This window comes from Pseudomonas sp. Pmew2 (assembly GCF_058129885.1).
This window is the reverse complement of record NZ_CM176702.1, coordinates 4,344,578-4,356,320: the sequence shown is the minus strand read 5'-3', so window position 1 is coordinate 4,356,320 and position 11,743 is coordinate 4,344,578. Positions and strand designations below refer to the sequence as shown.

Annotated in this window: 10 protein-coding genes; all 10 read left to right on the top strand. The window is 55.5% G+C overall.

The window, feature by feature from the left end:
• The first annotated feature begins 20 nt into the window (after positions 1-20).
• The 10 genes from AC4ANK_RS19995 to AC4ANK_RS19950 all read left to right on the top strand — a co-directional run bounded on the left by AC4ANK_RS19995 (position 21) and on the right by AC4ANK_RS19950 (position 11,704).
• The gene (locus AC4ANK_RS19995) at positions 21-1,625 is read left to right on the top strand and encodes a prephenate dehydrogenase/arogenate dehydrogenase family protein (protein ID WP_460384703.1); all 1,605 of its coding nucleotides are present in this window, start codon (positions 21-23) and stop codon (positions 1,623-1,625) included.
• Positions 1,622-2,311 carry a (d)CMP kinase gene (cmk, locus tag AC4ANK_RS19990; protein WP_002554563.1) on the top strand — a complete coding sequence of 230 codons (690 nt, stop codon included), beginning with the start codon at positions 1,622-1,624 and terminating at the stop codon, positions 2,309-2,311. The genes AC4ANK_RS19995 and cmk overlap by 4 nt, the downstream gene beginning before the upstream one ends.
• A gap of 121 nt (positions 2,312-2,432) precedes the next feature.
• The gene (gene rpsA / locus AC4ANK_RS19985) at positions 2,433-4,124 is read left to right on the top strand and encodes a 30S ribosomal protein S1 (RefSeq protein WP_002554562.1); all 1,692 of its coding nucleotides are present in this window, start codon (positions 2,433-2,435) and stop codon (positions 4,122-4,124) included.
• A gap of 320 nt (positions 4,125-4,444) precedes the next feature.
• Positions 4,445-4,741, top strand: a complete 297-nt coding sequence (gene ihfB / locus AC4ANK_RS19980) for an integration host factor subunit beta (RefSeq protein ID WP_002554561.1) — start codon at positions 4,445-4,447, stop codon at positions 4,739-4,741.
• A gap of 24 nt (positions 4,742-4,765) precedes the next feature.
• Positions 4,766-5,008 carry a lipopolysaccharide assembly protein LapA domain-containing protein gene (locus tag AC4ANK_RS19975; protein WP_002554560.1) on the top strand — a complete coding sequence of 81 codons (243 nt, stop codon included), beginning with the start codon at positions 4,766-4,768 and terminating at the stop codon, positions 5,006-5,008.
• A gap of 411 nt (positions 5,009-5,419) precedes the next feature.
• Positions 5,420-6,856, top strand: a complete 1,437-nt coding sequence (locus tag AC4ANK_RS19970) for an MBL fold metallo-hydrolase (RefSeq protein WP_460384707.1) — start codon at positions 5,420-5,422, stop codon at positions 6,854-6,856.
• Positions 6,857-7,113: 257 nt separating this feature from the next.
• Entirely contained in the window at positions 7,114-8,094 is a 981-nt protein-coding gene (locus AC4ANK_RS19965; RefSeq protein WP_002554558.1) for a UDP-glucose 4-epimerase family protein, read from the top strand.
• On the top strand, positions 8,087-9,103 hold the full coding sequence (locus AC4ANK_RS19960) for an MraY family glycosyltransferase (protein WP_031597146.1): 1,017 nt from the start codon (positions 8,087-8,089) through the stop codon (positions 9,101-9,103). The genes AC4ANK_RS19965 and AC4ANK_RS19960 overlap by 8 nt, the downstream gene beginning before the upstream one ends.
• 99 nt (positions 9,104-9,202) lie before the next feature.
• Positions 9,203-11,197 carry a polysaccharide biosynthesis protein gene (locus tag AC4ANK_RS19955; protein WP_004665954.1) on the top strand — a complete coding sequence of 665 codons (1,995 nt, stop codon included), beginning with the start codon at positions 9,203-9,205 and terminating at the stop codon, positions 11,195-11,197.
• 159 nt (positions 11,198-11,356) lie between these two features.
• The gene (locus tag AC4ANK_RS19950; RefSeq protein ID WP_002554556.1) at positions 11,357-11,704 is read left to right on the top strand and encodes a ComEA family DNA-binding protein; all 348 of its coding nucleotides are present in this window, start codon (positions 11,357-11,359) and stop codon (positions 11,702-11,704) included.
• Positions 11,705-11,743: the final 39 nt, after the last annotated feature.

Genomic DNA, 11,743 nt, shown 5'->3' with positions numbered 1-11,743 from the left:
GGGCTGTCAGGTGTGTTCGCGTGGTTGATGTAATTTCTGAACAACCGGCCCGGCCGTTGATCGGTCGTCTGGTGGTCGTGGGGCTTGGGCTGATCGGCGGCTCCTTTGCCAAGGGCGTGCGCGAAAGCGGCCTGTGTCGCGAAGTCGTCGGCGTCGATCTTGATCCGCAGTCGCGAAAGCTGGCTGTCGAACTGGGGGTAGTGGATCGCTGTGAGGCCGATCTTGCCGTGGCCTGTCATGGTGCCGACGTGATTCAGTTGGCGGTGCCGATTCTGGCTATGGAAAAGCTCCTCGCGCTGCTTGCGCCGCTGGATCTGGGTAACGCAATTCTCACCGATGTCGGCAGTGCCAAAGGCAACGTGGTCAGCGCTGCGCGCCAGGCATTCGGCCATATGCCGACACGTTTTGTGCCCGGGCATCCGATTGCCGGGTCCGAGCAGAGCGGCGTTGAAGCATCCAACGCGGCGCTGTTCAGGCGTCATAAAGTCATTCTGACCCCGCTGGCTGAGACCGATCCTCAAGCGGTGGCGATTGTCGACCGGTTGTGGTCTGTCTTGGGCGCCGATGTCGAGCACATGCAGGTCGAGCGTCACGATGAGGTGTTGGCTGCAACCAGCCATCTGCCGCATTTGCTGGCATTCGGTCTGGTCGACTCACTGGCCAAGCGTAATGAAAACCTGGACATATTCAGGTATGCCGCTGGCGGTTTCCGTGATTTCACGCGTATTGCAGGCAGCGATCCGACCATGTGGCACGACATCTTCATGGCCAATCGGCAAGCAGTACTGCGCACGCTGGACAGCTTTCGTACGGATCTCGATGCCTTGCGCGATGCGGTAGACGCTGGCGATGGCGCACAACTGAAGGATGTGTTCACCCGCGCTCGCGCAGCCAGGGAGCACTTCGGCAGAATTCTGGCCAGTCGTGCCCGGGTCGATACAGCGTCTGGCGACCATCGTGAGGTTCGCGGCGGGCCTACGGATGGCGTGAGCCACCACATCAAAGGGCCGGTGGATGTCATGTCTGCGGTGCTGTTCATGGTGGCAACGTCGATCAGCGAAGGGTGCGACTTGCTGCTCGAGGACGTTCCGGTCAGTTCCCTTGGTGAGGGGGCGATCGATATCCTGCGCCTGATGGGCGGCGACATCGTGCTGCAAAATATCCGCAAACTGGCGAGCGGGACGCTCGCAGGCCTGCATGTCCGCTCCGCCCGGCTGAAAGGGGCTGATATTCCTGAAGCGCTGGTGCCATTGGCGATCAATACATTTCCGGTGCTGCTTGTTGCCGCAGCGTGTGCAGAAGGGCGTACCATTCTGCGCGGCGCACAGGCGCTGCAAGCCGACGAGTCAGAGTGCGTCAGGCTGATGGCCGATGGTCTGCTGGCTCTGGGTATCGAGGCCGAGCCTGTGCTGGATGGCATTATTATCGAAGGCGGTGTGCCAGGTGGCGGCGAGGTTGATGCTCGCAGCGATCAGCGTATCGTCATGGCGTTTCGCGTTGCATCGTTGAGGGCTTCGGCGCCCATCCGTATTCAAGCGTGCGCGGATGCCGCCGCATCGTTTCCCCATTTTCTGGCGCTGTGCGCTCAGGTTGGCATGCGTGTAGCGCAAGAGGACAAAAAGTGAAAATCAAAGCTCCCGTTATCACCATCGACGGACCCAGCGGTTCCGGAAAGGGCACTGTAGCCGGGTTGCTGGCCAGAAAACTCGGCTGGTGCCTGCTTGATTCCGGTGCGCTGTATCGTCTTCTGGCTTTTGCCGCGCGTAATCATGGCGTCGACCTGACCAATGAAGAGGCGCTCAAGCTTCTGGCCGCTCATTTGGATGTGCAGTTCGAAGCGACTGCGGCAGGGCAGGGGCAGCGCATCATTCTGGAAGGCGAGGATGTCACCCATGCCATTCGCAACGAGCAGGTAGGCAGCGGCGCGTCGCAGGTGGCTTCGCTGCCGGCGGTGCGCGACGCCTTGCTGTTGCGCCAGCGCGCTTTTCAGGAGGAGCCGGGCCTTGTTGCAGATGGTCGAGACATGGGCACCGTGGTGTTCCCGGATGCACCACTGAAGATATTCCTCACTGCCAGTGCCGAGGAGCGTGCGCGCAGGCGTTACTTGCAGTTGAAGGCCAAGGGCGATGATGTTAGTCTGTCGAGTCTGCTAGATGAGATATGTGCACGCGACGAGCGTGACACCCAGCGAGCGGTAGCCCCGCTGAAGCCGGCGCACGACGCCATACAGCTGGATTCCACTGAATTGTCCATCGAGCAGGTGCTGGAACGCATTCTGAGCGAAATCGCGCTTCGCGGTATCGCCGGATGACGAAGAAGCGTGTGGGAGACCAGTCATAGTCCCGCAGGCTTTCTTTTACTTGAACGAAACCCACGTTGTCTGGAACGTGGCAGATGGGCGTATTCTTCGCCCTTGATCAACAGGAATTAAAATGAGCGAAAGCTTTGCAGAACTTTTTGAAGAAAGCCTAAAGACCCTCAACCTTCAGGCTGGTTCGATCATCACCGCTATCATCGTGGATATCGACTACCAGGCAGGTTGGGTTACGGTTCACGCCGGTCTGAAATCTGAAGGCCTCATCCCGCTGGAACAGTTCCACAACGACGCTGGCGAGCTGACCATCAAGATCGGCGATGAAGTTCACGTTGCGCTGGACGCGGTCGAAGATGGCTTTGGCGAAACCAAGCTGTCCCGCGAAAAAGCCAAGCGTGCCGAGTGCTGGATCGTTCTGGAAGCGGCTTTCGCAGCTGAAGAAGTGGTCAAGGGCGTTATCAACGGTAAGGTTAAAGGCGGCTTCACTGTCGACGTTAACGGCATCCGTGCGTTCCTGCCTGGTTCTCTGGTTGACGTCCGCCCTGTGCGTGACACGACTCACCTGGAAGGCAAAGAGCTCGAGTTCAAGGTCATCAAGCTGGACCAGAAGCGCAACAACGTTGTCGTTTCCCGTCGCAGTGTCCTGGAAGCCGAGAACAGTGCCGAGCGCGAAGCTCTTCTCGAGTCCCTGCAGGAAGGCCAACAGGTCAAGGGTATCGTCAAGAACCTCACCGATTACGGCGCATTCGTCGATCTGGGTGGCGTCGATGGCCTGCTGCACATCACCGACATGGCCTGGAAGCGCATCAAACATCCATCGGAAATCGTCAACGTTGGCGATGAGATCGATGTAAAGGTCCTGAAGTACGATCGCGAGCGCAATCGTGTTTCCCTGGGTCTGAAGCAACTGGGTGAAGATCCATGGGTTGCTATCAAGGCTCGCTACCCGGAAAGCACCCGCGTTACCGCGCGTGTTACCAACCTGACCGACTACGGCTGCTTCGCAGAGCTGGAAGAAGGCGTGGAAGGCCTGGTACACGTTTCCGAAATGGACTGGACCAACAAGAACATCCACCCTTCGAAAGTCGTTCAGGTTGGCGACGAAGTGGAAGTCATGGTTCTGGACATCGACGAAGAGCGTCGTCGTATCTCCCTCGGCATCAAACAGTGCAAATCCAACCCATGGGAAGATTTCTCTGGCCAGTTCAACAAGGGCGATAAAATCTCCGGCACCATCAAGTCGATCACCGATTTCGGTATCTTCATTGGTCTGGACGGCGGCATCGACGGCCTGGTTCACCTGTCCGATATCTCCTGGAACGAAGTGGGCGAAGAAGCCGTACGTCGCTTCAAGAAGGGCGACGAGCTCGACACCGTGATCCTGTCTGTTGATCCTGAGCGTGAGCGCATCTCGCTGGGTATCAAGCAGCTGGAAAGCGATCCGTTCTCCGAGTACGTCACTGTCAATGACAAGGGCGCTATCGTTCGCGGTATCGTTAAAGAAGTTGACGCCAAAGGCGCCATCATCACCCTGGCCGACGACATCGAAGCGACCCTCAAAGCCTCTGAAATCAGCCGTGACCGCGTTGAAGACGCGCGTAACGTTCTGAAAGAAGGCGAAGAGATCGAAGCCAAGATCATCAGCGTTGACCGCAAGAGCCGCGTAATCAGCTTGTCCATCAAGTCGAAAGACGTTGAAGACGAGAAAGAAGCCATTCAGAGCCTGCGTAGCAAGCCTGAAGTCGCTGAAAGCACTGGTCCTACCACCATTGGTGACCTGCTGCGCGCGCAAATGGAAAAACAGAACTAAGTTCTGCTTGACCACAAAAAGGACGACTTCGGTCGTCCTTTTTTATTTCTGCTGCTAAGGCCTTACAGGTTCTTGTTTCAGGAATGTCTGCACAGGCACTGCCCAGGCTGCCAAATGTCCTCAGTGGCCTCTCAGGCCGTCTCTATTCTTCGAATGCTCCAGCTCCCTTCCGATACGTCTCGCCTGTAATGTGGGTGTAATCTTTTCATGCCTGGTAGACAGTATTGAACATAAGTCAATAGATGGGCTGTTCAAATTCATCCGGTCATGCTAAAACCTTCCAAGCGCTGATCTAGCTGCTTGAAAAAGAAGGGAAAAATATGACGAAGTCGGAGTTGATCGAACGAATTGTCACCCATCAAGGGCTGCTCTCATCCAAGGATGTCGAGCTGGCCATCAAGACCATGCTTGAACAAATGTCCCAGTGCCTGGCGACCGGTGACCGAATCGAAATTCGGGGTTTTGGCAGCTTTTCACTGCATTACCGTGCACCGCGAGTAGGGCGCAACCCGAAGACCGGCCAGTCGGTTAGTCTCGACGGCAAGTTTGTCCCGCATTTCAAACCGGGCAAAGAGTTGCGGGATCGGGTCAATGAGGATGAAGAAGAGGGCTTTTGAAGCCATTTACCACAGGATCACCAGATGCGTATCTTCAAACGAGTCATTTTGATCGTCGCCGTGTTGCTTGCTGTTTTGGCAACAACCGTGTTCGTGCTTGAAAACCGGCAATCTGTCGCGGTAACTTTTTTCGGCTGGTCAGCGCCTCAGCTTCCGTTGGCATTGCCAGTTGTCCTGGCTCTGCTGCTGGGCATGGTTATCGGTCCGGTGCTGACATGGATATCCAGTCTTCGCAAAAAACGTACGCCTTCCCCTCGCTCCGTTTGAGCAGCGCTGATCAGGCGTCGCCGAAGGCATTTCTGGCGACGTAATATGCGTATTCTCCACGCCCTTGCACCCCATCGAATGGCATGCGGCGTTTCGAGGCTGGCATGTGCTTCACGCTTATCGTCGGTATTCTTCAAAAATCGGACTTATAATTCTGTCAGTTTATTCTTCTGTTGTACGAAGAGTAGTTACTTCAGTGTGTAGGATTAATCTCTTTTTTAATTCAGGTGCCCATTCTAAAGGGGTAGCCGGTTATCTTCTTTAGCAGCGCCGATTGCTGCTGTCCTGACAGCTTTGTGTCAAGTCTTGAAAATAAGCCTTTCACGTGCAGAATGCGCCGAAACTTACTGTTCAGATCCGATGCCGGATGTTGCAAACATCAAGTACAGGCTGGCAAGAAAAGGTAACTGCATGTCTTATCCGGAAATCATTCATCACGGTGCTGTCGATACGGTAACCGGTTCCTGTCATCAATTGTGTATGGACGTCTCGAGCAACCTGTTGATCGACTGCGGCTCGGTGCAGGAGCGCGGTGAGCGTGCCGCCTCGTTCGGGTTCGATCCCGAGACCATCAGAGCGCTGCTGGTCACCCATGTGCACAATGACCATGTCGGGCGTATCCCCGAGTTGCTGGCCTCTGGCTACAAGGGACCCATACTGTGCAGCGAGCCCAGCGCCCATCTGCTGCCACTGGTCATGGAAGATATTCTGAAGATCGAGTTTGCGCATGACCCCGAACAAATACAGCGTTACCTGGAGCTCATCAACAAGAGAATCATCGCGCTGCCATTCGATAACTGGTTCAGTCTGGTCGAACACGAAAAATTGCACTGCCGGGTTCGTCTGCAGCGTGCCGGACATATACTCGGTTCTGCCTATATCGAGTGCGATCTGCATTACCCTGCGCAAGGGCGTTCCCTGCGTGTAGTGTTCTCCGGTGATCTCGGCGCAAGTCACACACCGTTTCTGCCAGCCCCCAAGCCCCCGGAACGCGCGGATGTTCTGATTCTGGAAAGCACTTACGGTGATCGCCTTCACGAGGATCGCAGCATTCGCCAGCAAGCACTTGAGCAGATCATTGACAAGGCACTCGAAGATAACGGCACCGTTCTGATACCTGCGTTCAGCATCGGCCGTACTCAGGAATTGCTCTACGAGCTGGAGGACATTCTGCGGCGCAAAATGCCGTTGAATCACTCTGTCGAAAACAGTGCGCTCCCGGCTGGAGGTGAAGTACCGCCTGCCGATTGGTCGAGATTGCCGATCATTCTTGACTCACCTCTGGCGAGCCGGTTCACGAAGGTTTATCAGGCATTCGAAGACTATTGTGATGAGGATGCCCGGCTAAGGCTTGACGCTGGCAGAAAGCCGCTGGGTTTCGAGCAGCTGATCACCGTCGATACGCATGAGGAGCACCTGCGTACCGTCAACTACCTGACCAGCACTGCGCGTCCGGCCATCGTGATTGCCGGCAACGGCATGTGCGTCGGCGGCAGAATTGTCAATTACCTGAAAGCCATGTTGGGCGATGCCAGGCATAACGTGGTGTTTGTCGGCTATCAGGGCAAGGGCACACCCGGTGCAGCCATCCAGATGCATGGTCCTTTGGGTGGCTATGTCGAACTGGATCGTGAACGCTTTGATATCCACGCAGAGGTTCATACTGCCAAAGGTTACTCCGCCCATGCGGATCAGGCAGGACTTGTCAGTTTCGTGACCGGCATGAAAGAGTGGCCTGCGCAGATTCGACTGGTGCATGGCGAGGCAACTGCGAAAAAGATGCTGGGGAATATTCTGGGTCGTAAATACTCGCTTGAAAAAAGAACCGTGGAACTGCTTATTCCTTGAGGGGCGAGCGTGCTAGTTATGGTTGGGGGGTAATTGAATTTTCAAGGTGTGCACCTGACCCGGTTTAGTGTAAATCACCTCTGGCCCACACTGAAGGCCGGAGGGCACTGATGCAGGGATTTATACAGTTGATTCAGGTGCGTTGCCGAAAAGGGTTCTTACGCCAGCTGGAAAGTTATAAAATGAATTGAAGATATTTCAGTTGTCAAAAAGCGTCATATACGGAATATTTGGCTAATTTGGAAGGGCGTTCTTGCATGAGCGGTGATGTTGCATTGGTTGCAATAACAGGTGCGACAGGTTTCGTGGGCAGTGCTGTGGTGCGCCGATTGATTGAGCATACCGGTCATTCTGTTCGGGTCGCGGTGCGAGGGGCCTATAGCTGCTCTTCAGAACGCATCAATGTTGTCAGCGCAGAGTCTCTGGCCCCGGATAACCAATGGTCTGATCTTGTGGCCGGGGCGCATGTAGTTATTCATTGTGCTGCCCGGGTCCATGTACTCAATGAGACTGCTGACGAGCCGGATCAGGAATACTTTCGCGCCAATGTCACTGCGACGCTGAATCTTGCCGAGCAAGCTGCAGCAGCGGGGGTCAGGCGCTTTATCTTCCTCAGCTCCATCAAGGCCAACGGCGAGTTCACCCATCTCGGTGCGCCGTTCAGAGCCGACGATCCCTGTAATCCACTGGACGCTTATGGTGTTTCCAAGCAGAAGGCCGAGGAGGGGCTACGCGAGCTTTCTGCCCGATCCGGTATGCAGGTTGTGATTATTCGTCCGGTTCTGGTCTATGGCCCGGGGGTCAAGGCCAACTTCAAGAGCATGATGCGCTGGCTCGACAAGGGGCTGCCGCTTCCGCTCGGGTCCATCAACAATCGTCGAAGCTTGGTGGCGGTGGATAATCTGGCTGATCTGGCCATGGTCTGCGTCGATCATCCTGCTGCAGGTGACCAGACATTTCTGGTCAGTGACGGGGACGATCTGTCCACTACCCGACTTCTGCGTGAAATGGGCAAGGCCCTCGGAAAACCGGCACGCTTGCTGCCGGTGCCTGCAGGGCTGTTGAAAAGCGCTGCTGCATTGCTTGGCAAGAAAGCCTTTTCACAACGGTTATGCAGCTCGCTGCAGGTCGATATCAGTAAAACCTGTACGATGCTGGACTGGCATCCACCTGTGAGTATTGAACACGCTATGCAGGATACTGCTCGATATTATCTGGAACACGACAAACATGATTGAGTGGCTGTCAGTCATTGCTATTGCCTTTGTGTCTCTGCTTCTGACGGCGTTGCTGCGCAAGTATGCCCTCGCCAGAAGTTTGATCGACGTTCCAAATGCCCGCAGCTCACATTCCACACCTACACCCAGGGGCGGTGGCGTTTCTATCGTCGTTACCTTTGTCATGGCGATGGCAGTTCTGGCTTGGGCGGGGGGGCTATCTGCATCGGCTCTTGCTGCAATCGTCGGCTCGGGAGGGCTGGTCGCCGTGATCGGTTTCATGGACGATCATGGGCACATCGCCGCACGATGGCGCCTGCTGGGGCATTTTTTTGCCGCTGCCTGGGCGTTGTTCTGGCTGGACGGGCTCGCTCCGGTTGACATCATGGGGTGGACATTCACCCCTGGTGCAGTCGGCCAGGTACTCGCGGCGTTCTACCTGGTATGGATGTTGAATCTTTATAACTTCATGGACGGTATTGACGGGATCGCTGGTATCGAGGCAGTTACGGTGTGCCTGGGCATGAGCATCATTTATGCGCTCGGTGACTATGTCGGGCTGTCGTGGGAGGTGCTTTTGCTGGCTGCCGCCGTTGCCGGTTTCCTTTATTGGAATTTTCCGCCGGCGAAGATATTCATGGGCGATGCAGGCAGCGGATTTCTCGGAATAGTGCTCGGTGTGCTATCCATTCAGGGTTCCTGGGCCTCGCCTCAGTTACTCTGGTCCTGGCTGATTCTGCTGGGTGTGTTTATTGTCGACGCCACGGTAACGCTTGTCCGGCGTCTGTTGCGCAAGGAAAAGCTCTATGAGGCCCATCGCAGCCATGCTTATCAGTTCGCGTCACGTCATTACGGCAGGCATTCGCCGGTCACGCTGGCTGTGGGGCTGATCAATCTGGTCTGGTTGTTACCTATTGCGATGTGGGTGGCACTGGGCGATGGCGAAGGGCTGATATGGACGGTAATTGCGTACATCCCCCTTGTTTTTCTGGCGCTAAGGTTCCGCGCCGGTGAGGCGGAAATCAGGTAACGAAGCGGTTTTCTGGTTGTCTCAGGCTCGTAGCTGTTTCACAGATACTGGTATGAGGTGATGGTTCAGCCGGTATCATAACGGAGCATTAAACAATTGATGAGCAGGTTGCGGGCCAGTTTGCTGGCTCTACCACGCCGCAAAAAGCGAATAATTCAGGTCGCTGCTGACGTTCTTCTTGTCTGGCTCGCGCTGTGGATGTCGTTTGTCGTGCGCTTGGGAATTGATGAGTTGATCAATCCTCTGGAAAAACATACCTGGCTTTTCATCAGTGCGCCGCTGGCTGCTATCCCATTGTTCATTCGTTTTGGCATGTACCGCGCGGTGATGCGCTATTTCGGCAACGACGCCCTGATTGCGATCATCAAGGCCGTCACGATGTCCTCTCTGATCCTCGGTTGCATGGTCTACGTTTACAGCAATCACCAGCAATTGGTGCCGCGCTCGGTCATCTTCAACTACTGGTGGCTGAGCATGGTGATGATCGGCGGCCTGCGCCTGGCCATGCGGCAGTATTTTCTCGGCGACTGGTTCGCCGCAGCGCAACACGTACCCTTTGCCAAGAGTGACAACGGTCTGCAGAAGGTCGCCATTTACGGCGCTGGCGCGGCAGGAAACCAATTGGTTGCTGCCTTGCGCATGGGACGCCTTATGCATCCGGTGGCGTTCATTGACGATGACGAATCGATTTCCAATCGGGTGATTTCCGGCCTTCAGGTCTACAAGCCCCGAAATATCCAGCGAATGATAGATTCCACTGGTGCTCAGGAAATCCTGTTGGCGATCCCGTCTTCATCGCGCGGGCGTCGCCGGGAAATTCTGGGCTTTCTGGAAGGCTTTCCGCTCCACGTACGAAGCGTTCCCGGCTTCATGGACCTTGCCGCTGGCAGGGTCAAGGTAGACGATCTTCAGGAAGTCGATATCGCGGACCTTCTGGGACGCGATGCAGTTCCGGCCCGAGACAACCTGCTTGAGCACTGCATAAAGGGCAAAACGGTGCTGGTAACCGGCGCAGGCGGCTCGATCGGCTCAGAGTTGTGCCGACAGATATTACTGTTGCAGCCCACCCAGTTGCTGTTGCTCGACCACAGCGAGTTCAACCTCTACAGCATTCTTACCGAGCTTGAGCAGCGAGCGGCTCGCGAGTCTCTCTCGGTCAAGTTGCTGCCCATACTCGGGTCGGTACGCAATCACCCCAAGCTGCTGTCGATCATGAAAACCTGGAAGGTCGACACGGTCTATCACGCTGCAGCCTACAAGCATGTCCCTATGGTCGAGCACAATATTGCCGAGGGAGTCATCAATAACGTCGTCGGTACGCTCAATACCGCACAGGCGGCGTTGCAGGCGGGTGTTTCCAACTTCGTTCTGATTTCCACCGACAAGGCAGTGCGCCCGACCAACGTGATGGGCAGCACCAAGCGCCTTGCCGAACTGATACTGCAGGCGCTGAGTCGCGAGACCGCGCCGGTGATATTCGGTGACAAGGCCAACGTTTATCAGGTCAACAAGACGCGCTTCACAATGGTTCGTTTCGGCAATGTGCTCGGGTCGTCCGGTTCGGTTATTCCGCTGTTTCACAAGCAGATCCAGTCAGGCGGACCGTTGACGGTGACGCATCCCAAGATCACCCGTTACTTCATGACCATCCCCGAGGCCGCGCAGCTGGTCATTCAGGCGGGTTCCATGGGGCATGGTGGGGATGTGTTCGTTCTGGACATGGGCGAGCCGGTCAAGATTGTCGAACTGGCCGAGAAAATGATCCACCTGTCCGGTCTGTCCATTCGCTCCGAAAAAAACCCGCAGGGAGATATCTCCATCGAATTCACCGGGCTGCGTCCTGGTGAAAAGCTCTATGAAGAGCTGTTGATCGGGGACAACGTCGTTGCCACCGAGCACCCGATGATCATGAGTGCGAATGAAGATTTCCTGCAGTGGGATGTCTTGAAGGGCCGTCTTGTAAAACTGCTGGATGCGGTGGATCGCGACGATTACAACAGCGTGCGTCAATTGCTGCGAGAAACCGTAAACGGGTATGCACCGGAAGGTGAAATCGTTGACTGGATGTATCAGGAACGCAGCGGCGAACCGTGATTTGATCAACGATTACCGAGTGCCCGGCAACGGCAGACATACGTTGATTGATCTGGACATAGACAGCAACGCTCGACTTCTTTTCCAGGCGGCAGCAGTGCTCTAAGTTTCAGGCACAGCATGTGAAATGCTGCCTTTAACTGTTATGGAGCCTTATCTATGCGAACCCGTATCTTCAGTGCTTTGATCTTTGCCTTGCTTACCAGTGCCTCGGTTGCGGTCAACGCCACTGCGGCACCGTCTTCCTCCGCCGTGTCGCCCGCCACCATGGAAAACGCAGCGCCCGCCGCCGTTCACGAGCAACGTAACGATAAGGTCAATCTCAATACCGCTGATGCGCAAATGCTTCAGAAAGAACTGGCGGGTATAGGAAAAAACAAGGCCGATGCCATCGTTGCTTACCGGGACGCCAATGGCGAGTTTACCTCCGTCGATGAATTGATCGAAGTAAAGGGCATTGGCAAGGCTATTCTGGAGAGGAATCGCGAGAAGCTGGCAATTGATTAAGCCTCGCTCTATCCATTAAAAAAACAGGCCGATCAATGA

What these genes read in the sequence shown, in the direction of transcription:
- rpsA (WP_002554562.1), top strand. Translation starts at nt 2,433, where the DNA reads ATGAGCGAAAGCTTTGCAGAACTTTTTGAAGAAAGCCTAAAGACCCTC.
- ihfB (WP_002554561.1), top strand. Translation starts at nt 4,445, where the DNA reads ATGACGAAGTCGGAGTTGATCGAACGAATTGTCACCCATCAAGGGCTG.
- AC4ANK_RS19975 (WP_002554560.1), top strand. Translation starts at nt 4,766, where the DNA reads ATGCGTATCTTCAAACGAGTCATTTTGATCGTCGCCGTGTTGCTTGCT.
- AC4ANK_RS19970 (WP_460384707.1), top strand. Translation starts at nt 5,420, where the DNA reads ATGTCTTATCCGGAAATCATTCATCACGGTGCTGTCGATACGGTAACC.
- AC4ANK_RS19965 (WP_002554558.1), top strand. Translation starts at nt 7,114, where the DNA reads ATGAGCGGTGATGTTGCATTGGTTGCAATAACAGGTGCGACAGGTTTC.
- AC4ANK_RS19960 (WP_031597146.1), top strand. Translation starts at nt 8,087, where the DNA reads ATGATTGAGTGGCTGTCAGTCATTGCTATTGCCTTTGTGTCTCTGCTT.
- AC4ANK_RS19955 (WP_004665954.1), top strand. Translation starts at nt 9,203, where the DNA reads ATGAGCAGGTTGCGGGCCAGTTTGCTGGCTCTACCACGCCGCAAAAAG.
- AC4ANK_RS19950 (WP_002554556.1), top strand. Translation starts at nt 11,357, where the DNA reads ATGCGAACCCGTATCTTCAGTGCTTTGATCTTTGCCTTGCTTACCAGT.